At 60.8% G+C, this 22,133-nt stretch carries 20 protein-coding genes; 6 read left to right on the plus strand and 14 right to left on the minus strand.

Annotated elements, in window-relative coordinates:
* Nucleotides 1-325: 325 nt before the first annotated feature.
* Both CKW11_RS11335 and CKW11_RS11340 read right to left on the minus strand, forming a co-directional pair.
* Entirely contained in the window at nt 326-991 is a 666-nt protein-coding gene (locus tag CKW11_RS11335) for a fumarylacetoacetate hydrolase family protein (RefSeq protein ID WP_095137584.1), read from the minus strand.
* 41 nt (nt 992-1,032) lie between these two features.
* Nucleotides 1,033-2,427: an FAD-binding oxidoreductase gene (locus tag CKW11_RS11340; RefSeq protein WP_095137585.1), complete on the minus strand. Its 1,395-nt coding sequence runs from the start codon at nt 2,425-2,427 to the stop codon at nt 1,033-1,035.
* A 206-nt stretch (nt 2,428-2,633) separates the two neighbouring features.
* On the opposite strand from CKW11_RS11340, the gene serA reads away from it, so the two are divergent.
* On the plus strand, nt 2,634-3,863 hold the full coding sequence (gene serA, locus CKW11_RS11350; protein ID WP_025112046.1) for a phosphoglycerate dehydrogenase: 1,230 nt from the start codon (nt 2,634-2,636) through the stop codon (nt 3,861-3,863).
* Nucleotides 3,864-3,926: 63 nt separating this feature from the next.
* Here serA and CKW11_RS11355 read toward each other — a convergent pair whose 3' ends face one another.
* Nucleotides 3,927-4,352 (minus strand): DUF4399 domain-containing protein, encoded by a 426-nt coding sequence (locus tag CKW11_RS11355; RefSeq protein WP_095137586.1) that lies wholly within the window; start codon nt 4,350-4,352, stop codon nt 3,927-3,929.
* Between the two features lie 135 nt (nt 4,353-4,487).
* On the opposite strand from CKW11_RS11355, the gene CKW11_RS11360 reads away from it, so the two are divergent.
* A complete protein-coding gene (locus tag CKW11_RS11360) occupies nt 4,488-5,057 on the plus strand; it encodes a transporter substrate-binding domain-containing protein (RefSeq protein ID WP_095137587.1) in 570 nt (189 codons plus the stop codon).
* 119 nt (nt 5,058-5,176) lie between these two features.
* Here the strand turns inward: CKW11_RS11360 and CKW11_RS11365 are convergent, their stop codons facing one another.
* Nucleotides 5,177-5,662, minus strand: a complete 486-nt coding sequence (locus CKW11_RS11365) for a DUF523 domain-containing protein (protein WP_095137588.1) — start codon at nt 5,660-5,662, stop codon at nt 5,177-5,179.
* Between the two features lies 1 nt (nt 5,663).
* A complete protein-coding gene (locus CKW11_RS11370; RefSeq protein ID WP_095137589.1) occupies nt 5,664-6,296 on the minus strand; it encodes a 2OG-Fe(II) oxygenase in 633 nt (210 codons plus the stop codon).
* A 108-nt stretch (nt 6,297-6,404) separates the two neighbouring features.
* Between CKW11_RS11370 and CKW11_RS11375 the strand changes: the two genes are divergently transcribed.
* Nucleotides 6,405-7,157, plus strand: coding sequence for a DUF2059 domain-containing protein (locus CKW11_RS11375; RefSeq protein ID WP_095137590.1), 753 nt, complete (start codon nt 6,405-6,407; stop codon nt 7,155-7,157).
* 106 nt (nt 7,158-7,263) lie between these two features.
* On the opposite strand, the gene CKW11_RS11380 is transcribed toward CKW11_RS11375, so the two are convergent.
* Nucleotides 7,264-8,211 carry an alpha/beta hydrolase gene (locus tag CKW11_RS11380; protein ID WP_095137591.1) on the minus strand — a complete coding sequence of 316 codons (948 nt, stop codon included), beginning with the start codon at nt 8,209-8,211 and terminating at the stop codon, nt 7,264-7,266.
* 99 nt (nt 8,212-8,310) lie between these two features.
* On the opposite strand from CKW11_RS11380, the gene CKW11_RS11385 reads away from it, so the two are divergent.
* Both CKW11_RS11385 and CKW11_RS11390 read left to right on the plus strand, forming a co-directional pair.
* Nucleotides 8,311-8,889, plus strand: coding sequence for a DUF6436 domain-containing protein (locus CKW11_RS11385; protein WP_095137592.1), 579 nt, complete (start codon nt 8,311-8,313; stop codon nt 8,887-8,889).
* A 102-nt stretch (nt 8,890-8,991) separates the two neighbouring features.
* Nucleotides 8,992-11,403, plus strand: coding sequence for a penicillin acylase family protein (locus CKW11_RS11390; RefSeq protein WP_095137593.1), 2,412 nt, complete (start codon nt 8,992-8,994; stop codon nt 11,401-11,403).
* 114 nt (nt 11,404-11,517) lie between these two features.
* Here the strand turns inward: CKW11_RS11390 and CKW11_RS11395 are convergent, their stop codons facing one another.
* On the minus strand, nt 11,518-12,483 hold the full coding sequence (locus tag CKW11_RS11395; RefSeq protein WP_095137594.1) for a GlxA family transcriptional regulator: 966 nt from the start codon (nt 12,481-12,483) through the stop codon (nt 11,518-11,520).
* 305 nt (nt 12,484-12,788) lie between these two features.
* Between CKW11_RS11395 and CKW11_RS11400 the strand changes: the two genes are divergently transcribed.
* Nucleotides 12,789-13,430 carry an HD domain-containing protein gene (locus CKW11_RS11400; RefSeq protein WP_095137595.1) on the plus strand — a complete coding sequence of 214 codons (642 nt, stop codon included), beginning with the start codon at nt 12,789-12,791 and terminating at the stop codon, nt 13,428-13,430.
* Nucleotides 13,431-13,621: 191 nt separating this feature from the next.
* Here the strand turns inward: CKW11_RS11400 and CKW11_RS11405 are convergent, their stop codons facing one another.
* The 7 genes from CKW11_RS11405 to CKW11_RS11435 all read right to left on the minus strand — a co-directional run bounded on the left by CKW11_RS11405 (nt 13,622) and on the right by CKW11_RS11435 (nt 21,985).
* Nucleotides 13,622-14,512, minus strand: a complete 891-nt coding sequence (locus CKW11_RS11405; RefSeq protein ID WP_095137596.1) for an ABC transporter permease subunit — start codon at nt 14,510-14,512, stop codon at nt 13,622-13,624.
* Nucleotides 14,509-15,390: an ABC transporter permease subunit gene (locus CKW11_RS11410; RefSeq protein WP_177327455.1), complete on the minus strand. Its 882-nt coding sequence runs from the start codon at nt 15,388-15,390 to the stop codon at nt 14,509-14,511. The genes CKW11_RS11405 and CKW11_RS11410 overlap by 4 nt, the downstream gene beginning before the upstream one ends.
* A 35-nt stretch (nt 15,391-15,425) precedes the next feature.
* Nucleotides 15,426-16,568 carry an ABC transporter ATP-binding protein gene (locus CKW11_RS11415; protein ID WP_095137597.1) on the minus strand — a complete coding sequence of 381 codons (1,143 nt, stop codon included), beginning with the start codon at nt 16,566-16,568 and terminating at the stop codon, nt 15,426-15,428.
* A 68-nt stretch (nt 16,569-16,636) separates the two neighbouring features.
* Entirely contained in the window at nt 16,637-17,734 is a 1,098-nt protein-coding gene (locus tag CKW11_RS11420; RefSeq protein ID WP_095137598.1) for a polyamine ABC transporter substrate-binding protein, read from the minus strand.
* A 187-nt stretch (nt 17,735-17,921) separates the two neighbouring features.
* Nucleotides 17,922-19,034, minus strand: coding sequence for a polyamine ABC transporter substrate-binding protein (locus tag CKW11_RS11425; protein ID WP_095137599.1), 1,113 nt, complete (start codon nt 19,032-19,034; stop codon nt 17,922-17,924).
* Between the two features lie 171 nt (nt 19,035-19,205).
* A complete protein-coding gene (locus CKW11_RS11430) occupies nt 19,206-20,570 on the minus strand; it encodes an aspartate aminotransferase family protein (RefSeq protein WP_095137600.1) in 1,365 nt (454 codons plus the stop codon).
* Nucleotides 20,571-20,626: 56 nt separating this feature from the next.
* Nucleotides 20,627-21,985: a glutamine synthetase family protein gene (locus tag CKW11_RS11435; RefSeq protein ID WP_003229252.1), complete on the minus strand. Its 1,359-nt coding sequence runs from the start codon at nt 21,983-21,985 to the stop codon at nt 20,627-20,629.
* Between the last annotated feature and the right edge of the window lie 148 nt (nt 21,986-22,133).

Below are 22,133 nucleotides of genomic sequence, written 5' to 3' on the forward strand. Positions count from 1 at the left end.
GGGACGCATTCCGAAAATTCAGGCTAAGGGTAATAGCACAAAGAGGCCGGCTCAGACGCCAGAATGAGAGGAATTATCCGTACAGAATGTGAAAAAAACGGCAAATGGCGGGATTGTCGTGTGCGTTTGCGAGCCGCAACACATCACCAGTGTGGGAGTGAGCCCTGTTGTGAGGGGATTTATTGTGGCGAGGGAGCTTGCTCCCGCTGGGGCGCGAAGCGACCCTGCTTTTCGCTTCAAAAAGCGAGGGCCTGCTGCGCAGGCCAGCGGGAGCAAGCTCCCTCGCCACAGCTTATGCGTATCCCAAAAGGGAGGATGCGTTCGGTCAGCGCACGCTGCTGCTGAAGCTGCTCGCGCCAACCAGTTCCAGCACGATGTCGTCGCCGACATTCAGCGGGCCGACGCCCACTGGTGTGCCGGTAAGGATCACGTCGCCGGCCTGCAGCGAGAAGCAGCCGGCCATGTGCTGGATCATCGGCACGATCGGGTTGAGCATCGCGCTGCTGTTGCCGTCCTGACGCACTTCACCGTTGATGGTCAGGCGGATGCCGATGTCGGTCAGGTCGGCGAAGGTGCTGCCGACCACGAACGGGGCAATCACCGCCGCGCCGTCGAACGACTTGGCGATTTCCCACGGCAGGCCCTTGGACTTGAGCTCGGCCTGCTTGTCGCGCAGGGTCAAATCCAGCGCCGGAGCGAAACCGGAGATCGCGTCCAGCACTTCTTCACGGCTCGGCTTGGTCGACAGCGGCTTGCCGATCAACACGGCGATTTCCGCTTCGTAGTGCACCGAACCACGCTCGGTCGGAATACTGAACCCGCCTTCCAGCGGCACCACGCAACTGCCCGGCTTGATGAACAGCAACGGCTCGGTAGGCACCGGGTTGTCCAGTTCCTTGGCGTGTTCGGCGTAATTGCGGCCAATGCACACCACTTTCCCGATCGGGAAGTGAATGCGCGTGCCGTCGACGTACTGGTGCTGATAGCTCATTTACCGACTCCTGCCTTCATTGATTCATCAGGGATTGCCAATCAAACCGCGAAGATCTTGCCCGGGTTCATGATGCCGTTCGGGTCGAACACCGCTTTGACCGCTTTCATGTACTCGATTTCGACCGGCGAACGGCTGTAGGTCAAGTAATCGCGTTTGGTCATGCCGACGCCGTGTTCGGCAGAGATCGAACCGTTGTACTTCTCGACGGTTTCGAACACCCACTTGTTGACGGTCGCGCACTTGGCGAAGAACTCGTCCTTGCTCAGGTTATCCGGTTTGAGAATGTTCAGGTGCAAGTTGCCGTCGCCGATGTGGCCGAACCAGACGATTTCGAAGTCCGGGTAGTGTTCACCGACGATGGCGTCGATTTCCTGTAGAAATGCCGGGACTTTCGACACGGTGACCGAGATGTCGTTCTTGTACGGTGTCCAGTGCGAGATGGTCTCGGAGATGTACTCGCGCAGCTTCCACAGATTCTGCAGCTGGGTTTCGCTCTGGCTCATCACGCCGTCCAGCACCCAGCCCTGCTCGACGCAGTGTTCGAAGGTTTCCAGCGCCGTGTTGGCCACTTCTTCGTTGGTCGCCTCGAACTCCAGCAGCGCGTAGAACGGGCACTCGGTCTCGAACGGCGCCGGCACATCGCCACGGCCCAGTACTTTGGCCAGAGCCTTGTCGGAGAAGAATTCGAACGCGGTCAGGTCGAGTTTGCCCTGGAAGGCGTGCAGCACCGGCATGATCGAGTCGAAGTCGGCGGTGCCGAGGACCATCGCGGTGAGGTTTTTCGGCGCGCGATCCAGACGCATGGTCGCCTCGACCACAAACCCGAGGGTTCCTTCGGCGCCGATAAACAACTGGCGCAAATCGTAGCCGGTGGCGTTCTTGATCAGGTCTTTGTTCAGCTCCAGCACATCGCCCTTGCCGGTGACGACCTTCATGCCGGCGACCCAGTTGCGGGTCATGCCGTAGCGAATCACCTTGATCCCGCCAGCATTGGTGCCGATATTGCCGCCAATCTGGCTGGAACCGGCGGAAGCGAAGTCCACCGGGTAATACAGGCCGTTTTCTTCGGCGACGTTTTGCAGGTGCTCGGTGACCACGCCCGGCTGACACACGGCGGTGCGGTCAGTGAGGTTCACGTCGAGAATCTGGTTCATGTAGTCGAACGACACCACCACTTCGCCATTCGCGGCCACCGCGGCGGCGGACAGCCCGGTGCGCCCGCCCGACGGCACCAGCGCCACTTTGTGGGTATTGGCCCAGCGGACGATCGCCTGCACCTGTTCGATGGTCTTGGGAAACACGATGGCGCTTGGCGCGGGCGCGAAGTGCTTGGTCCAATCCTTGCCGTACGCATTCAGGGAGTCGGCGTCGGTCAGGACCTTGCCAGGCTCGACCAGGGTCTTCAGTTCATCAATCAGGGCAGGATTGGTCATCGACAGAACTCTCGAACAATTCATGGTCATCCTGAAGACGCTTCACGTCGCAGGAATGAGTGTTTCGCGGGGTGGCTATGCTAGCATACCGACCCCGCAGGCCAGTGCCCAAGGCCAGTTCTGCGGAGACGGCTTTCTTGCCGTGCGGGTCAGCTCCAGGCTGCTCCCCTCCCTGCCATTTTTCTCCGGGATACAGGTTTACGCAGATGAGCAAGACTTCTCTCGATAAGAGCAAGATCAAGTTCCTTCTTCTCGAAGGCGTCCACCAATCGGCTGTCGACGTCCTCAAGGCGGCGGGCTACACCAGCATCGAATACCTGACAGGCTCCTTGCCGGAAGCCCAGCTCAAGGAAAAGATCGCTGACGCTCACTTCATCGGCATTCGTTCGCGCACCCAACTGACCGAAGAGATCTTCGATCACGCGAAGAAGCTGGTCGCGGTCGGCTGTTTCTGCATCGGCACCAACCAGGTTGACCTGAGTGCTGCCCGCGAGCGCGGCATCGCCGTGTTCAACGCGCCGTACTCCAACACCCGTTCCGTCGCCGAACTGGTGCTGGCCGAAGCGATCCTGCTGCTGCGCGGCATCCCTGAGAAAAACGCTTCCTGCCACCGTGGCGGCTGGATCAAGTCCGCAGCCAACTCCTTCGAGATCCGTGGCAAGAAACTCGGCATCGTCGGCTACGGCTCGATCGGTACGCAGCTGTCGGTTCTGGCGGAAGGCTTAGGGATGCAGGTGTTCTTCTACGACACCGTGACCAAGCTGCCGCTGGGCAACGCCACTCAGGTCGGCAACCTGCACGAGCTGCTGGGCATGTCCGACATCGTCACCCTGCACGTTCCGGAAACCGCGGCGACCCAGTGGATGATCGGCGAGAAGGAAATCCGCGCCATCAAGAAGGGCGGCATCCTGATCAACGCCGCGCGCGGCACCGTGGTCGAGCTGGACGCCCTGGCGGACGCGATCAAGGACAAGCACCTGATCGGCGCGGCCATCGACGTCTTCCCGGTGGAGCCTCGCTCCAACGACGAAGAGTTCGAAAGCCCGCTGCGTGGCCTGGACAACGTGATCCTGACCCCGCACATCGGTGGCTCGACTGCCGAAGCGCAGGCCAACATCGGTCTGGAAGTGGCGGAAAAACTGGTCAAGTACAGCGACAACGGTACATCCGTTTCGTCGGTGAACTTCCCGGAAGTGGCCCTGCCGGCTCACCCTGGCAAGCACCGTCTGCTGCACATCCACGAGAACATTCCGGGTGTGATGAGCGAGATCAACAAGGTCTTCGCCGAAAACGGTATCAACATCTCCGGTCAGTTCCTGCAGACCAACGAGAAAGTCGGTTACGTGGTAATCGACGTCGACGCCGAGTACTCGGAGCTGGCGCAAGAGAAGCTGCAACACGTCAACGGCACCATCCGTAGCCGCGTGTTGTTCTGATCGAACGCTGAGCGACAAAAAAAGGGAGCCTTCGGGCTCCCTTTTTCATGCAACGCCGGAAATTTATTTGACGTTGACGGTGATTTTCTTCGAGACAATCGGCGGATCGAACGCCATGTGGCCGCTGTCACCCAGCTCCAGTTGCAAGGTGTGCTTGCCCGGGGCCAGTTTGATCGTGGCCTCGGTCTGCGCCTTGCCGAAGTGCATATGGTTGGCGTCAGTCGGCACGACGGAACCGGCCGGAACGATTTCTTTGGCATCGATCAGCAGGTGATGGTGACCGGTATTCTTGGTGACGTCACCAGCCGGTGCCAGCGCAACGTCCTTGACCCCGAACTTGACCTTGAACTCCTGAGACACCGTGGCCCCATCCTCGGGAGAAACGATGAACACTTCGGCGCCCTTGGGTGCCGGAGTGGCCGCACTGGCCAGCACCGAAACGCCCATCAGCAAACCCGCCAAAGCTGCACGTGACATGAATGTTTTCATTCTCTTCTCCAGTTTTTCCGTAAAATCCGCGCGGTCATGACAACTTCATGACCATTCGTTGTCGAAGGCACTCGACAACCATAGCAAAGCGAGCCTGACTCAGAGCATCGCAATAATGATTTCAAAGGAGTGACCATGCGCTTTCTGCCTGGCCTGATCTGCCTGCTACCCCTTCTGAGCCCTCTGGCTCACGCCGAACTGATTGATGACGTCAACGACCGTGGCGAGTTGCGCATTGCCCTTGAGGCTAATACGCCGCCCTTCAATTTCAAGGATGGCGACACGCTCACGGGGTTCGAGGTCGAGCTTGGGCAACTGCTGGCCAACGAGCTGGATGTGCGCGCCGACTTCATCGTCACCGACGAAGCCGACCTGCTCCAGGGCGTTGAAAGCGGCAAGTACGACGTTGCGCTCAATCACATAGCACTGACACCCGAACTCAAGGATCGTTTCGACTTCAGCGAGCCTTACGGCAAGGTCGATTCGCAGTTGCTGGCGAAGAAGGATGAGCAGCCACGGCCGATGGTGCTGGTGCAGACGTTGGCTGAAGAGAAGCCGAAAGCGGCGGAGCCAGTGGATTTGGCGATTCCGTTTCAGAAGGGTAATCCGGCGTTTCAGGCCAGTCTTGCGAGCGCGATGGAGCGGATCAAGGCGGATGGACGCTTGGCAGCGCTGACCGAGAAGTGGCTCAACGAACCCAAGTGAGCACAAGACCTGTAGGAGTGAGCCTGCTCGCGATGGCGTCAGGTCAATCGAGAGAATCGTTTACTGACACACCGCTATCGCGAGCAGGCTCACTCCTACATGGGATTTGCGGTGGGCTTTTATTCGAGTTGGGTCAGGGCCTGCGCGGCTTGCAGTAACTCCAGTTCGCTGAAGACCTGCACACCATGGCGCTTGAGCAACGCGGCCGTCACCCCTTCGCCATTGACCTTGACCCCACTGAACGTCCCGTCATAGGTCAGCAAATTCCCGCAGGAAGGGCTGTTGGCCTTGAGCACCGCCACACGAATCCCGTGCCTCTGCACCAGTGCCAGCGCCTGCCGCGCACCATCGAGAAACTGCGCACTGACATCCTCGCCGTCAGTGGTGATCACTGCCGCGACACCATCGAGCACTTCACCACCCTGCCCGCCCGGTATCTCCGCCGCTGCCCGTGGCGTCGGCAAACCGCCAGCCACTTCCGGACACAGCGGCACCACACGCCCTTCGGCGATCCACTGTTCGAGCAGATCGAACGGCCCGCTGGCCCCGCCGTCGTAACGCACGCGATGGCCCAACAGGCAGCGGCTGACCAGAATCTTCTGCATCTCAGAACGGCTCGTTGCCACGGCGGCGGAACCAGCCGGTCAGCGACAGGCGTTCGCGGTGCGCCGGCAACACTTCATGCGGTACTTCGCCGGAGAGGAACACCACCAGACAGCCGCCGGTGGGTTGCACGTCATGCACCCGGTCTTCGCCCAGATACATGCGCAACTGACCGCCGTCTTCCGGCAGCCAAGCATCATTGAGGTAGACCACCGCCGATACCATGCGCCGGTCATCGTCGCGAAAACGGTCGACGTGCTTGCGGTAAAACGCGCCCGGCGGATACAGGGCGAAATGACACTCGAAATCCTCCAGCCCGAGGAACAGCCCGCGATTGAGTGCCTCGCGCAGGCTGTTCATCAGGTTCAGATAACGGTCGCTGGCTTCGGCCTGACCCGGGTCGATCCACTGGATGTGGTCGCCGCGAATGCCCTCACGAATCTCCGAAAATGGCCCACGGCCCACCGCCGCCGGCGCCAGTTCACCCTCGGCCTCACGTTTACGGCACTCGGCCGCCAGCTCGCGGGTCAAACCTGCGGGCAGGAAAATGTTCTGCTGCGACCAGCCGTGTTCGGCCAGGTCGTCGACGATACGTAACAGCAGCGGGTGTTCGGAGGATATTTGCATGGCGCGCATAGTATGCCGGCGGCAAGAAATCCGACAGAGCCACGCAGCGGCTTGCTACGAATTCTCGACAAGTACCGGCACCGCACGGAGAATAGTCCGCTGCTGACAGGAGTCCCTATGCGCCGTTTGCTTTTTTCACTGTTGATGTTCTGCGTTTTGCCCGCCTGGGCGGACGGCCACGATCAGTTGTACAAGATCGCCGGCTGGCCAGATCAACGTGCGCATTTCAATGATGCCCTGAGTGCTGCGCAGCAGCGCTACCAGAACAACCTGCCGCCGGCGGTGTTTCAAGCCCTGGTCAACAACAGCAACCAGCGCTTCGCCCCCCAGGCCATGGATCAGCGTGCCGAAGCGCAACTGCGTCAGCACCTGGCTGATCCGCAGCCGGCACTGGCCTTTTTTCAGTCGCCGCTGGGCAAGAAAATCGTCGCCGCTGAATTGCTCGCCACCCGTCGCGATCAACTGGCGAAAAACGCCAAGGGCTTGCCGAAGATGCAGGTCAGCGATAGCCGTCTGCTGATCATCGGCCACCTGGCGCAAGCCCTGCCGGCGCGCGAAGCCGGCGCCGAGGTCAGCCTGGCGATTGCCGGCGTGGCGGCGGACAGTTTGAGTTCGATGATTCCCGGTCTGCTCGGCGGCGGTCAGGCGCAAGGCATGCTGAACGGTCAGCGCCAGCGCCTGATGGAGCAGATCGGCGCCGACTTGAACAACACGCTGCTCTACGTTTATCGCGATTTGTCGGATGACGAACTGGAGCAGTTCGCGACCTTTGCCGAATCCACCGAAGGCAAGGCGTATTACCAGGCGGCGCTGGCAGCGATCCGAGCTGGGTTGGCGGTGGGGCAAAGCTCTTCGAACCTCAGCCAGTAAGCCTTATCGCCTGACCGGCCGTCTTCGCGAGCAAGCCCGCTCCCACATTTTGGAATGCAGTCCACCTGTGGGAGCGAGCTTGCTCGCGAAGAGGCCTTAACAGACGCTAGAGGTTCCGCCCCCTGATCCGCTTGTTCAGAAACTCGAAATACTCCTCGCGCATCTCCAGCGTCTCGTTCGCCAGATGATGCCGCGCCTGCGGCAGCAGCAGAATTTGCGGCCGGTCGAACTTCCACTTCAGCACCTGCAAGTTGTGCTGCCAGTCCACGGTCATGTCCGCCTGCCCCTGAACGATCAGCGGCCGTCGCGGACTTTTTTTCGCGTGTTCGACGCGGATGATCCAGCGCGACAGCGCACCGACCCACGCGGTCGGCAAGCGTTTGGGCTGTAACGGATCGGCCTGCAGAAACGGCAGGAAATCCGGGTCGTTGGAGTTCTCGCTGAAGCGCCGGGCGATGCCCCGCACGAAAGGTCTGAGCAGGTAATAACTGAGCTGCGACCAGCCCCAGGCGCGCGGACGCACCAGCGGCGCCAGCAGAATCAGCTGGCCCTGCGCCGGACTGTTCTCGCCATGATTAAGCACATGATCGACGACAATCGCGCCGCCGGTGCTTTGTCCGCACAGGTGCCAGGGCTGCGGCAGGGCTATCGAACTGGCTTCAGCGAACAACGCCTGCAAGGCGTCCTGATATTCGGAGAAATCACGGATGCTCGCCCGCGCTCCACTCGACAACCCATGGCCTGGCAAGTCGCAGGCGATCACCGCAAAATCCTGATCCAGTGCCCACTCGATGACATGCCGATACAGCCCGGTGTGGTCGTAAAAACCGTGCAGCAGAAACAGCGTGCCCTTGACCTTCTCCGGCCACCAGCAATGGCTGACCAGCTCATAACCGTCCACTTCAAAGCGGCCCATGCCGCGCCAGACATCGCGCTCGGGGAAGTCGGTCTGATAGAACCGCTGATACGCCTTGGCCTCGTCCGACAACGGCTGCCACTGGGCCAAAGGCTTGAGGCTGGCGCGTAAATGATCGGCATCGAAAGTGTCAGGCATGCGGGTATTCCAAAGCGGTAAACAGACTTTATCGGCCTGCGATATTCATCTGTTGCGGCAAGCATGGCAAGCTAGCCCCCCTTCGAGGATCGAAAAACCATGCGCTCGCCCTACCGCACCGCACTGTTTGCCAGCCTGCTCGCGCTTGTGTGTGCCGGGGTGCTGTGGGCGGCGTACGACTGGTTTCAAGGGCGCTACCTGCGCGCGTTCAGTCAGCACACCGCCGTGTTTTCCGGGGATCCGTTGCGTCTGCCGGATGAATTGGCCGGCCCCGGCAAAATCCGTCTCGTGCATTTCTGGGACCCGGCCTGCCCGTGCAACGTCGGCAATCAACAGCACCTGACGGAAATGGTCGAACAGTTCGGCCCGCGCGGTGTGGAGTTCTTTGCGGTGCAGCGTGCCGGCAGCCACGGCCAGTTGCCCGCCACCCTGAGCAATCTGAAAACCATTGCGGTATTGCCCGGTTCCGAGCAGGTACCGGCCAGCCCCGCCGTAGCGATCTGGGACCGCAGCGGCAAACTCGCGTATTTCGGGCCGTATAGCGAAGGGCTGACCTGCAACTCCAGCAACAGTTTTATCGAACCGATCCTCAATGCCCTGACCGATGATCGCCCGGTCAGCGCCACGCACACCCTGGCGGTCGGTTGTTATTGCCCGTGGCCGGTGGTGGCGCAGTAAGGCATTCCGGACTTTTCGAGGACAGCGATGCACGGCACGGAAGGTCTGTGCTAATTGTTTGCAGCCCGACGGGCGGCAATCCCGCATGCACAAGGAGTCACCATGAAACGCGTGTTCACCGTTCTTGCCTTGCTCATCGTTGTCCTGCTCGCCGGCGTCGGCGGGTACGTCTACAGCAAGCAACCGACGCGTCAGGGCCAGGTGGAACTGCGCAATCTGCAAGGTTCGGTGACCGTGCGTTACGACGAACGCGGGGTGCCGCATATTCGTGCCGAAAACGAAACCGACCTGTATCGCGCCCTCGGCTACGTGCATGCCCAAGACCGACTGTTCCAGATGGAAGCCATGCGCCGCCTCGCCCGTGGCGAACTGGCCGAAGTGCTCGGGCCGAAGCTGCTCGACACCGACAAACTGTTCCGCAGCCTGCGCATCCGTGAACGCGCTGCCAGCTATGTCGCCAGCCTCGACAAGCAGTCACCAGCGTGGAAGGCCCTGCAAGCCTATCTGGACGGTATCAACCAATATCAGGACAGCCACGCCGCGCCGGTCGAGTTCGACGTGCTGGGCATCCCCAAGCGGCCGTTCACCGCCGAAGACAGCATCAGCGTTGCCGGTTACATGGCCTACAGCTTTGCCGCCGCGTTTCGCACCGAGCCGTTGCTGACCTACGTGCGCGATCAACTCGGCGCCGATTACCTCAACGTCTTCGACCTCGACTGGCAGCCCAAGGGCGTGCTCGCCAAAGATCGCGCTCATCCGACGCCGGCCCTCGCTGCCGGCGACTGGCAAGACCTCAACGCCCTCGCTCGCCTCAGCGAGCAGGCGCTGATTGAAAACGGCCTGCCGCAATTCGAAGGCAGCAACGCCTGGGTGATTGCCGGCAGCCGCAGCCAGAGCGGCAAACCGCTGCTGGCCGGTGACCCGCACATTCGCTTCTCGGTGCCGTCGGTGTGGTACGAGGCGCAACTGTCGGCACCGGGCTTTGAGCTCTACGGCCATCATCAGGCGCTGGTGCCGTTCGCATTCCTCGGCCACAACCTCGATTTCGGCTGGAGCCTGACCATGTTCCAGAACGACGATCTGGATCTGATCGCCGAGAAGGTCAACCCGGATAATCCGAATCAAGTCTGGTACCACGGCCAGTGGACCGATCTGGTGAGCACCGAGCAGCAGATCGCGGTGAAGGGCCAGGCACCGGTGACGCTGACCTTGCGCCAGTCGCCCCACGGCCCGATCGTCAACGACGCCCTCGGCACTGCTGCCGGCAAGACCCCGATCGCCATGTGGTGGGCGTTCCTCGAAACACCGAACCCGATCCTCGAAGGTTTCTACCAGCTCAACCGTGCCGACACCCTGGCCAAGGCCCGTGCGGCAGCGGCCAAAGTGCAGGCGCCGGGGCTGAACATTGTCTACGCCAACGCCAAGGGCGACATCGCCTGGTGGGCCTCGGCGCTGCTGCCGAAACGCCCGGCCGGGGTGAAGCCGGAGTTCATTCTCGACGGCAGCGGCAATCAGGCGGACAAGGACGGCTACTACCCGTTCAGCGCCAACCCGCAGGAAGAAAACCCGGCGCGCGGCTACATCGTCTCGGCCAACTTCCAGCCGCTGTCGCCGACCGGGATGGAGATCCCCGGTTACTACAACCTCGCCGATCGCGGTCAGCAGCTCAACCGCCAGCTCAGCGACAAGAGCGTGAAATGGAGCAACGAAGCCAACCAGAAACTGCAACTGGGCACCACTACCGCCTACGGCCCGCGCACCCTGGCGCCGTTGCTGCCGGTGTTGCGTGAAGTGGTGAGTGATCCGGCGCAACTGAAACTGGTCGAGCAACTGGCGCAGTGGCCGGGCGACTATCCGCTGGATTCGGTCAGCGCCACGCTGTTCAACCAGTTCCTCTACGACCTCGCCGATGCGGCGATGCGCGATGAGCTGGGCAACGACTTCTTCGAAACGCTGCTCTCGACCCGAGTCATCGACGCCGCCCTGCCGCGCCTGGCGGCGAACGCCGATTCACCGTGGTGGGACAACCGCAACACGCCGAACAAGGAAACCCGCTCCGACATCGTCAAAGCGGCGTGGCAGGCGAGCATGGCACACCTGAAACAGACCCTCGGCGACAATCCGGCCGAGTGGCAATGGGGCACGGCACACACCCTGACTCATGGCCATCCGCTGGGACAACAGAAGCCGCTGGACCGCATCGTCAATGTCGGGCCGTTCGCTGCGCCGGGCAGTCATGAAGTGCCGAACAATCTCTCGGCCAAGCTCGGCCCGGCGCCATGGCCGGTGACCTATGGGCCTTCGACGCGGCGTTTGGTGGACTTCGCCGACCCGGCGCACAGTTTGACCATCAACCCGGTCGGCCAGAGCGGCGTGCCGTTCGACAGCCACTATGACGATCAGGCCGAAGAGTACGTTGAGGGGATGTACGTGCAGGCGCACTTCAGCGAGGAAGAGGTGACGGCCAATACGCGCAGTACCTTGAAGCTGTTGCCGGCGCGGGCTGCGCAATAGTTCTCGGTTAGCCGGACGGGCCCTATCGCGAGCAGGCTCACTCCTACAGGGGAACGTATTCCAATTGTAGGAGTGAGCCTGCTCGCGATGGGGCCCGCCAACTCAACACATCTCTCAGAGCATCAGCGCAAAATTCAGCCGAAACTGCTGCGGCGTCAGCCCCAACCGCCGATTGAACACACTGCGCATGTGCTGCGCATCGCGAAACCCGCACTGATACGCCACGGTCTTCAGCGGTGCCGTGGTGCTTTCCAGCAGCACCCGCGCCGCATCCACTCGCGCACTTTCGACGAACTCCGCCGGGGTGACCCGAGCCTCGCGGGCGAACACCCGGGAAAAGTTGCGCGCGCTCATGTTCGCCGCATTCGCCAGATCGGCAATCGTCAGATCGCCGGTGAGATTGGCCAACACATACAACTGCACCATCGCCACCGCCGACGTCGGCTCCGCATGCGGCGTGAGAAACGGGCTGAACTGCGACTGCCCGCCCGCGCGCTGGGTGAACACCACCAGCCGCTTGGCCACGCTCAGCGCTACTTCTGCGCTGTGGTCGCGAGCCAGCAGGTACAGCGACAGATCGATCCCCGCCGTGACCCCGGCCGAGGTGTAGAGCGCACCGTCCTCGACGTACAGGCGATCGGCCTCGACTTGGGTCGATGGACACAACTGCGCCAAGGCTTCGGCATCGTTCCAGTGGGTGGTCACGGTGCGCCCTTCCAGCAATCCCGCCCGCGCCAGCATGAACGCGCCGTTGCAGATCGAGCCAAAGCGCCGGGCACGGGCGCAGGCCTCACGCAGCCAGGTGTCGAAGCTCTTGCCGAAATCCATGAACGGCAACTGGGGGCCGCCGGCCACCAGCAGCAGGTCACAGGCATCGAGTGCTTCGCTGAAATGCCGATGGGCGCTGAGGTTCAACCCGTTGGAACAGGCCATCGGGCCCCGCTCGACCCCGATCACCTCCAGCCGATAGTGATCCTCGGGCGGCAAAAACCGGTTGGCCTCGGCGAACACATCCATCGGCCCACTGACATCCAGCGCCTGCACGCCGGGGAACACCACGATGGCGATGGTTTTGTTCATAAGCCTCCAGGCAATCATTGTGGCGAGGGAGCTTGCTCCCGCTGGGCTGCGAAGCGGCCCCAATTCCATTCAACCGGATTATGTCAGTCAATACGCGGACGCCGGATTTACGACTGCTGCGCAGCCGAGCGGGAGCAAGCTCCCTCGCCACAATTGGACTGCACTCTGCCGTGCAAGGTGAGTTGGCATGATTCGCAGGTCGATTGGCAAGGATCGCAGCCATGCGTTGATTGTCCGTTTAGTGCCTCGGGGAACAGACTTCGTCCATCAGCGCCACGACGGCGTTTTCGACGAGGAAACACCTTATGAGCACGACCATTGCCGGCATCAAAATCCCCGACAGCGCCCTCGCCCGGGCCACCACCGAGTACATTCGCGACATCGAATCCGACCTGCTTTACCACCACTCGCGCCGGGTGTTTCTGTTCGGTGCGTTGAGCGGCGAACGCCAACAACTGACCTACAACCCGGAGCTGCTGTATGTCGGCGCGATGTTCCACGACCTCGGTCTGGTCGAAGGTTATCGCAGTGCCGACGAGCGTTTCGAAGTGGATGGCGCCAACGCGGCTGCGGCATTTCTCAAGCCGTACGGGCTGAGCGATGACGACATCGAACAGGTCTGGCTGTCGATTGCCCTGCACACCACACCGGGGGTGCCTAAGCATCTGCGTCCGACCGTGGCGCTGGTGACGGCGGGTGTCGAGATGGATGTGCTGGGCATGGATTACGCGGCGTTCAGCAACACCCAGCGCGAGGCGGTGGTGCATGCGCATCCACGCGGGGAAGGTTTCAAGGAATGCATCATCTGCGCGTTTGCCGACGGCTTGCGCCATCGTCCGCAGACCACGTTTGGCAACGTGAAGACCGATGTGCTGGTGGATCAGGAGCCGGGGTTCAAACCGATGAACTTTGTTGAGGTCATCCGCCAATCTCCCTGGACTGCCTAATACCAACTGTGGGGGTGTGCCCTGTGGTGAGGGGATTTATCCCCGATGGACTGAGTAGCAGTCCCTTTCTTTTTGAATCAAGAGAGGGGGCCGCTTCGCAACCCATCGGGGATAAATCCCCTCACCACAAAAGCCCGCTCCCACAGTTGGATTTGGGTTGGCCTTGATAAAGGGGCCAACCCGATTTTGCTTTAAGCCGCTTCCGGCGCCGGCGCGCGGCGCACGTCCGGTTGCTTCCACGAATCGGCAGCGCCTTCTTCGATGGCTTGCTGGATGGCTTTCTTGCGCGCTTCTTCGGCACGGCGGCTGAAGAACCACACCAGGAATGTCACCAGCGATACCGCCAGCAGGATCAGACTGGCCACGGCGTTGATCTCCGGCTTCACGCCCAGACGCACCGCCGAGAACACCTCCATCGGCAGGGTGGTCGAACCCGGGCCGGAAACGAAGCTCGCCAGCACCAGGTCATCCAGCGACAGGGCAAACGACATCATGCCGCCCGCGGCCAGCGACGGCGCGATCATCGGGATGGTGATCAGGAAGAACACCTTCCACGGCCGTGCGCCGAGGTCCATGGCGGCCTCTTCGATCGACAGGTCCAGCTCACGCAGACGCGCCGACACCACCACCGCCACGTACGCCGCACAGAACGTCGTGTGCGCAATCCAGATGGTGACGATGCCACGCTCCTGCGGCCAGCCGATCATCTGCGCCATGGCCACGAACAGCAGCAACAGCGACAGACCGGTGATCACCTCAGGCATTACCAACGGCGCCGTCACCAGGCCACCGAACAGCGTGCGGCCCTTGAAGTGGGTGATGCGGGTCAGCACGAACGCTGCCAGCGTACCCAGCGCCACCGCGGCAACCGCGGTGTAGCAGGCGATTTCCAGCGAGCGCAGCACCGAGCCCATCAGTTGGGTGTTGTCGAGCAGGCCGACGTACCACTTGATCGACCAGCCGCCCCACACCGTCACCAGTTTCGAGGCGTTGAACGAGTAGATCACCAGGATCAGCATCGGCGCGTAGATGAACAACAGACCCAGTACCAGCATCAGGCTGGAGAAACGGAAGTTCTTCATTCTTTGCCCTCCATTTCCTTGGCCTGACTGCGGTTGAACAGGATGATCGGCACAATCAGGATCGCCAGCATCACCACCGCCAGCGCAGACGCCACCGGCCAGTCACGGTTGTTGAAGAACTCTTGCCAGAGCACTTTACCGATCATCAGGGTTTCCGGGCCGCCAAGCAGTTCCGGGATCACGAACTCACCGACCACCGGGATGAACACCAGCATGCAGCCGGCAATGATCCCGTTCTTGGACAGTGGAATAGTGATTTTCCAGAAGCTGTTGAAGGTGCTCGAACCGAGGTCGGAAGCCGCTTCCAGCAGGCTCTGATCGTGTTTCACCAGGTTGGCGTACAGCGGCAGGATCATGAACGGCAGATACGAATAGACCACACCGATGTAAACCGCGAGGTTGGTGTTGAGAATCTGCAGCGGCTCGTCGATCAGGCCCATGCTCATCAGGAAACCGTTGAGCAGGCCGTTGTTGCTGAGGATACCCATCCACGCATACACGCGGATCAGGATCGCGGTCCAGGTCGGCATCATGATCAGCAGCACCAGCACCGTCTGCAGCTCTTTGCGCGCGCTGGCGATGGCGTAGGCCATCGGGTAACCGATCAGCAGGCACAGCAGCGTGCTGAAGAACGCCATCTTCAGCGAGCCGAGGTAGGCGGCGATGTACAACTCGTCATCGCCGAGCATCGCGTAGTTACCGAGGTTCAGCAGCAATTGCAGCTTCTGTTCGGCGTAGGTGTAGATCTCGGTGTACGGCGGGATGGCCACATCGGCTTCAGCGAAGCTGATCTTCAGAACGATGAAGAACGGCAGCATGAAGAACAGGAACAGCCAGATGAACGGAACCCCGATGACCAGTTGCCGGCCATTGGGAATTATTCGGTTGAGCCGTCGTTTGAACTTGCGCATGTTCATGAGCGAAGTACCACGCCGCTGTCGTCTTCCCACCATACGTAAACCTGATCGCCCCAGGTCGGACGAGCGCCACGGCGTTCGGCGTTGGCAACAAAGGACTGCACCAGCTTGCCGCTCGGCAATTCGACGTAGAACACCGAGTGACCGCCGAGGTAGGCGATGTCATGCACCTTGCCGCTCGACCAGTTGTATTCGCAGGTCGGTTGATCGGCGGTGACCAGCAGCTTCTCCGGACGAATCGCGTAGGTCACGGATTTGTCCTGCACCGAAGTGCTGATGCCGTGGCCGACGTAGATCTGCCGGTCGAGGTCCTTGCAGGTGATGGTCGCGTGGCCTTCGGCGTCGTCGATCACTTCACCTTCGAAGATGTTCACGTTGCCGATGAATTCGCAGACCAGACGGCTGGTAGGGGTTTCGTAGATGTCGATCGGGCTGCCGATCTGGGCGATCCAGCCCAGGTGCATGATCGCGATGCGTTCGGCCATGGTCATGGCCTCCTCCTGGTCGTGGGTCACCATCACGCAGGTCACGCCGACGCGCTCGATAATCTCTACCAGTTCCAGCTGCATCTGCGAACGCAGTTTCTTGTCCAGTGCGCCCATCGGTTCGTCGAGCAGCAGCAGTTTCGGCCGCTTGGCCAGCGAGCGCGCCAGGGCCACACGCTGACGCTGACCGCCGGACAGTTGATGCGGCTTGCGCTTGGCGTACTGGCTCATCTGCACCAGTTTGAGCATTTCGGCCACACGGGCGTCGATTTCGGCGTTCGGGATCTTGTCCTGCTTGAGGCCGAAGGCGATGTTCTGCGCCACGGTCATGTGCGGGAACAAGGCGTACGACTGGAACATCATGTTGATCGGGCGCTCGTACGGCGGCATGTCGGTGATGTCGACGCCGTCGAGGAAAATGCGCCCCTCCGTGGGCCGTTCGAACCCTGCCAGCATCCGCAGCAGCGTGGATTTGCCCGATCCCGAACCGCCGAGCAGGGCGAAGATCTCGCCTTTCTTGATTTCCAGGGACACATCGTCCACGGCAATCGTCTCGTCGAACTTCTTCGTGACCCGGTCGATTTTGACCAACACCTGCTTAGGTGTCTGGTCGCCCTCGAGGGCTTTCTTATAGGCGCCGGAGGCAACTGCCATTTACGAAACTCCCAGAAAATAAAGAGTGCAGTTCGCCCGATGCGGACGAACCCAGGATACTTTGTGCCTTACTTGCCCGACTTGACCTTGGTCCAGCTACGGGTCATCAAACGCTGAATATTGGGTGGCAACTCGACCGACACGTAAGTCTTGTCGAGGACTGCTTGCGGTGGATAAACCGCTTCATCGGTGCGGATGGACTGTTCCATCAGCTTGTCCGACCCGGGGTTAGGGTTGGCGTAACCGACGTAATCACTGACCTGAGCGATCACCTCAGGTTTCAGCAAATAGTTGATGAAGGCGTGCGCCTCCTTGACGTTGGACGAGTCCTTCGGAATCGCCAGCATGTCAAACCACAGCGCGCCGCCCTCTTTCGGAATCGAGTAGGCGATGTTCACGCCCTTCTTGGCTTCTTCGGCACGGTTCTTCGCCTGGAAGATGTCGCCGGAGAAACCGATGGCCACGCAGATGTCGCCGTTGGCCAGATCACCGATGTATTTCGAGGAGTGGAAGTAGGTTACGTAGGGGCGCACGGCGAGCAATTTGTCGGTGGCCTTGGCGTAGTCCTTCGGATTGGTGCTGTTGGCGTTCAGGCCCATGTAGTTGAGCACGGTCGGCATCATTTCATCCGCCGAGTCGAGGAACGCGACACCACAGCTGTGCAGCTTCTTGATGTTCTCCGGTTCGAACAGCACGCTCCAGGAGTCGATCTTGTCGACACCGAGCGCGGCCTTGACCTTGTCGACGTTGTAGCCGATGCCGTTGGTGCCCCACAGGTACGGGACGGCGTACTGGTTGCCCGGGTCGTTCTGTTCCAGGCGCTTGAGCAGCACCGGATCGAGATTCGCATAGTTCGGCAGCTGCGACCGGTCGAGCTTCTGGAACGCGCCCGCCTTGATCTGCTTGCCGAGGAAGTGGTTCGACGGCACGACCACGTCGTAACCGGTACGCCCGGCCAGCAGCTTGCCTTCCAGGGTTTCGTTGGAGTCGAACACGTCGTACACCGGTTTGATCCCGGTGGCTTTCTCGAAGTCGGCCAGGGTGGTCTCGCCGATGTAATCCGACCAGTTATAAATATGCACCGTACCGGCGGCCTGGGCTCCGACAGCGATCGTCAGGCCGGCAGTGGCCAGCAGGGCTTTGCGCAAAGAAGAAAAAATAGGCAAGTGCAGGTCCTCTAAATTAGTTGGGCCCAAGTTGCCCCGCGTTACATGACAGCCGTGGCTGCCCGGCAATCAAACCGGCGCGCAACTTACCCTCGAAAAACCGTTCCAGCAAAACTTTCTGTCATTTAATTATCCCGCTGGCCGCCCTCGCGGGGACGACGGCCAGCGGTTGCTGCGTCAAACCGGCTTATTTACCGGATTTGATCTTGGTCCAGCTGCGGGTAATCAGGCGCAGGGTGGCGGCATCCAGATCGCTGATCGCGTAGAGCTGTTTCTTCACTTCAGCCGACGGATAGATGCTCGGATCGCTGGTGATGTCCTTGTCCACCAGCGGCGTGGCAGCCTTGTTGCCGTTCGGGAAGCGTACGGCGTTGGTGATCCCGGCCATCACTTCTGGCTCAAGCAGGTAGTTCATGAATTTGTAAGCGGCTTCGACGTTTTCGGCGTCCTTGGGAATGGCAACCATGTCGTAGAACGTGCCAGCGCCTTCTTTTGGAATGGTGTAGGCCAGCTTGACCTTGTCACCGGCTTCCTGGGCGCGGGTCTTGGATTGTTCCAGGTCACCCGAGTAACCGACGGCGACGCAGATGTTGCCGTTGGCCAGATCGGAGATGTACTTGGAGGAATGGAAGTAGGCAACCGAAGGACGAATCTTCAGGAACAGGTCTTCGGCAGCCTTCAGGTCAGCCTTGTCCTTGCTGTTGGTCGGCTTGCCCAGATAGTGCAGCGCCGCCGGAATCATTTCGGTCGGGGCGTCGAGGAAGCTTACGCCACAGCTTTTCAGCTTCTCGATGTTCTCGGGCTTGAACACGATGTCCCAGGAATCGATCTTGTCGATGCCCAGCGCAGCCTTGACCTTCGCCGGGTTGTAGCCGATCCCGATGGAGCCCCACATGTACGGGAACGCGTGCTTGTTGCCTTGGTCGCTGGCATCGCCAACGGCCTTGAGCAGGTCTTCGTCGAGGTTCTTCCAGTTCGGCAGCTTGGACTTGTCCAGCTCCTGGTAAACACCGGCCTTGATCTGCTTGGCGAGGAAGTTGTTGGAAGGCACCACAATGTCGTAACCGGATTTACCGGCCAGCAGCTTGGCTTCCAGGGTTTCGTTGCTGTCGAATACGTCGTAGACGACTTTGATCCCGGTGGCCTTCTCGAAGTTGGCGACCGTGTCCGGCGCGATGTAGTCGGACCAGTTGTAGACGTGCAGTACCTTGTCGTCCGCCTGAACCGCACCCGCCATCATGCCCGCTACGGACAGCGCGAGAAGAGTCTTGCCAGCGAGCTTTTTACCTAATGCCTTCATGCGTCATGCTCCAAATTTTTCTTTTTTGAACCACTTTGTTCAGCGGCCGAACCCGGACAACTGGAACCGCGGCTAGTCTGGCAAGATCGGAGGCGGTCTTTCAAGAAAAGGCCAACCTTTCTGACACCTTCGAGCGCGAGCGCCGCAGCTCCCCCGCTCGAAGCCTAGCACTTAGGCCTGCAACGCACTGAGGGTGAGGTCCAGACACCTGCGCGCCTTGGTCACCAGCTCATCGATTTCTGCCTTGCTGATCACCAGCGGCGGCGCAATGATCATGGTGTCGCCCACGGCGCGCATGATCAGGCCGTTATCGAAGCAGAACTGCCGGCAGATCATGCCCACGCCCCGGCCTTCGTAACGCTTGCGAGTGGCCTTGTCCTGCACCAGCTCGATCGCTCCCAGCAAACCGACCCCGCGTACTTCGCCCACCAATGGGTGATCGTTGAGTTCGCGCAGACGTTTCTGCAAATACGGTGCCGTTTCGTTGTGCGCGTTCTCGATAATTTTTTCGTCGCGCAGGATCCGGATATTTTCCAGACCCACCGCTGCCGCCACCGGGTGCCCGGAGTAGGTGAAGCCGTGGTTGAAGTCGCCGCCTTCGTTGAGCACCTTCACCACTTCGTCGCGAACGATCAGGCCACCCATCGGGATGTAGCCGGAGGTCAGGCCTTTGGCGATGGTCATCATGTCCGGCTTCAAGTCGTAGAAATCCGAACCGAACCATTGGCCGGTACGGCCGAAACCGCAGATCACTTCGTCCGCCACGAACAGGATGTCGTACTTGGCGAGGATTTCCTTGATGCGCGGCCAGTAGCTGTCCGGCGGAATGATCACGCCGCCCGCGCCCTGGATCGGCTCGGCAATGAACGCACCGACGTTGTCCACGCCAACTTCGAGAATCTTCTCTTCCAGCTGATTGGCCGCCCAGATGCCGAACTCTTCCGGCGACATGTCGCCGCCCTCGGCAAACCAGTACGGCTGCGCGATATGGACGATGCCCGGGATCGGCAAGTCGCCCTGTTCGTGCATATACGTCATGCCACCCAGGCTCGCGCCAGCCACGGTCGAACCGTGATAGCCGTTCTTGCGGCTGATGATGACTTTCTTGTTCGGCTGGCCCTTGATCGCCCAGTAATGGCGAACCATGCGCAGCATGGTGTCGTTGCCTTCGGAGCCGGAACCGGTGAAGAACACGTGATTCATGCCCTCAGGCGCGACGTCGGCGATGGCCTTGGCCAGTTCCAGTGCCGGCGGGTGCGCGGTCTGAAAGAACAGGTTGTAGTAAGGCAGTTCGCGCATCTGCTTCGCGGCCGCGTCGGCCAGTTCATCGCGGCCATAACCGATCGCCACGCACCACAGACCCGCCATGCCATCGAGGATCTTGTTGCCCTCGCTGTCCCACAGGTACACGCCCTTGGCGTTGGTGATGATCCGTGGCCCCTTCTCTTTCAGCTGCTTGAAGTCGCTGAACGGGGCCAGGTGGTGATCGCTGCTCAGGGCTTGCCACTCACGGGTTTGCGGGTTGTTGCTGGTCATGCCAATTCTCCTTGTTATCGGTGAAGGCGCGGCTGCTGCCAGCCGCGCCCGGCGTATCAGACGGCGAAGAGCAGGTACTCACGCTCCCAGGAACTGATCACGCGCTTGAAGTTTTCATGCTCGGCCCGCTTGACCGCGACGTAGCCGGTGATGAAGGTCTTGCCCAGGTATTTCTCGATGGTCGCGCTGTTTTCCATACGCTCCAGCGCGTCTTCGATGGTCAGCGGCAGACGCAGGTTGCGGCGTTCATAGCCACGTCCGACCACTGGCGCGCTCGGGTTAAGGCCCTCGACCATGCCGATGTAACCGCAGAGCAGGCTCGCGGCAATCGCCAGGTACGGGTTGGCGTCGGCGCCCGGCAGACGGTTTTCCACGCGGCGGTTCTGCGGGCCAGCATCCGGTACGCGCAGGCCCACGGTGCGGTTCTCTTCGCCCCACTCCACGTTCACCGGCGCCGAGGTGTCCGGCAGGAAGCGGCGGAACGAGTTGACGTTCGGCGCGAACAGCGGGAGCAATTCCGGAATCAGTTTCTGCAGGCCACCGATGTGGTGCAGGAACAGCTGGCTCATGGTCCCGTCTTCATTGGAGAACACGTTCTTGCCGGTCTCGATGTCGATGATGCTCTGGTGCAAGTGCATCGCACTGCCCGGCTCGCCGGTCATCGGCTTGGCCATAAAGGTTGCGGCCACGTCATGCTTGAGCGCGGCTTCGCGCATGGTGCGCTTGAACACCAGAATCTGATCGGCCAGGGACAGTGCATCGCCGTGACGGAAGTTGATTTCCATCTGCGCCGTACCGTCTTCGTGGATCAGCGTGTCGAGGTCCAGCTCCTGCAGTTCGCACCAGTCGTAGACGTCTTCGAACAGCGGGTCGAATTCGTTCGCCGCTTCGATCGAGAACGACTGACGCCCGATTTCCGGACGGCCCGAGCGGCCGATCGGCGGCTGCAGCGGATAGTCGGGGTCGTCACTGCGTTTAGTCAGGTAGAACTCCATTTCCGGCGCCACGATCGGCTGCCAGCCCTTGTCGGAATAGAGCTTGAGGACTTTCTTGAGGACGTTGCGCGGCGACAGCTCGATCGGGTTGCCTTGCTTGTCGTAGGTGTCGTGGATCACCTGGGCAGTCGGCTCGATGGCCCATGGCACCAGGTACACGGCGTTCTGGTCGGGACGGCAAATCATGTCGATGTCGGCCGGGTCGAGCAGTTCGTAATAGATGTCGTCTTCGACGTAGTCGCCGGTCACGGTCTGCAACAGCACGCTTTCCGGCAGGCGCATGCCCTTTTCGGCGATGAACTTGTTGGTCGGCGAGATCTTGCCCCGGGTGATACCGGTCAAGTCGCCGATCATGCATTCGACTTCTGTGATCTTGTGGTCTTTCAACCAATCGGTGAGCTGGTCGAGGTTGTTACTCATAAATGCCTCTGGGCTGAGTCTCCTGACATCGTGTCAGGCAAAGTTTGACGCCTTGGCGTCGCGTTAAAGGGGAGCTTGCTTGCGCGCAGTGCCGGCTTACGCCCGGCACCGCGCATAGACAATGAAAGAGGAGCTTACCTGCCCTTTA

The sequence above is a fragment of the Pseudomonas sp. Irchel s3a10 genome (assembly GCF_900187525.1).
GTDB lineage: Bacteria > Pseudomonadota > Gammaproteobacteria > Pseudomonadales > Pseudomonadaceae > Aquipseudomonas > Aquipseudomonas koreensis_G.

Bases quoted from the DNA above. Each gene is read 5' to 3' on its own strand.
- CKW11_RS11340 (WP_095137585.1), bottom strand. From the start codon at position 2,427: ATGACCAATCCTGCCCTGATTGATGAACTGAAGACCCTGGTCGAGCCT.
- CKW11_RS11425 (WP_095137599.1), bottom strand. From the start codon at position 19,034: ATGAAGGCATTAGGTAAAAAGCTCGCTGGCAAGACTCTTCTCGCGCTG.
- CKW11_RS11435 (WP_003229252.1), bottom strand. From the start codon at position 21,985: ATGAGTAACAACCTCGACCAGCTCACCGATTGGTTGAAAGACCACAAG.
- CKW11_RS11390 (WP_095137593.1), top strand. From the start codon at position 8,992: ATGAAACGCGTGTTCACCGTTCTTGCCTTGCTCATCGTTGTCCTGCTC.
- CKW11_RS11385 (WP_095137592.1), top strand. From the start codon at position 8,311: ATGCGCTCGCCCTACCGCACCGCACTGTTTGCCAGCCTGCTCGCGCTT.
- CKW11_RS11380 (WP_095137591.1), bottom strand. From the start codon at position 8,211: ATGCCTGACACTTTCGATGCCGATCATTTACGCGCCAGCCTCAAGCCT.
- CKW11_RS11360 (WP_095137587.1), top strand. From the start codon at position 4,488: ATGCGCTTTCTGCCTGGCCTGATCTGCCTGCTACCCCTTCTGAGCCCT.
- CKW11_RS11395 (WP_095137594.1), bottom strand. From the start codon at position 12,483: ATGAACAAAACCATCGCCATCGTGGTGTTCCCCGGCGTGCAGGCGCTG.
- CKW11_RS11405 (WP_095137596.1), bottom strand. From the start codon at position 14,512: ATGAAGAACTTCCGTTTCTCCAGCCTGATGCTGGTACTGGGTCTGTTG.
- CKW11_RS11370 (WP_095137589.1), bottom strand. From the start codon at position 6,296: ATGCGCGCCATGCAAATATCCTCCGAACACCCGCTGCTGTTACGTATC.
- serA (WP_025112046.1), top strand. From the start codon at position 2,634: ATGAGCAAGACTTCTCTCGATAAGAGCAAGATCAAGTTCCTTCTTCTC.
- CKW11_RS11415 (WP_095137597.1), bottom strand. From the start codon at position 16,568: ATGGCAGTTGCCTCCGGCGCCTATAAGAAAGCCCTCGAGGGCGACCAG.
- CKW11_RS11430 (WP_095137600.1), bottom strand. From the start codon at position 20,570: ATGACCAGCAACAACCCGCAAACCCGTGAGTGGCAAGCCCTGAGCAGC.
- CKW11_RS11335 (WP_095137584.1), bottom strand. From the start codon at position 991: ATGAGCTATCAGCACCAGTACGTCGACGGCACGCGCATTCACTTCCCG.
- CKW11_RS11365 (WP_095137588.1), bottom strand. From the start codon at position 5,662: ATGCAGAAGATTCTGGTCAGCCGCTGCCTGTTGGGCCATCGCGTGCGT.
- CKW11_RS11355 (WP_095137586.1), bottom strand. From the start codon at position 4,352: ATGAAAACATTCATGTCACGTGCAGCTTTGGCGGGTTTGCTGATGGGC.
- CKW11_RS11400 (WP_095137595.1), top strand. From the start codon at position 12,789: ATGAGCACGACCATTGCCGGCATCAAAATCCCCGACAGCGCCCTCGCC.
- CKW11_RS11375 (WP_095137590.1), top strand. From the start codon at position 6,405: ATGCGCCGTTTGCTTTTTTCACTGTTGATGTTCTGCGTTTTGCCCGCC.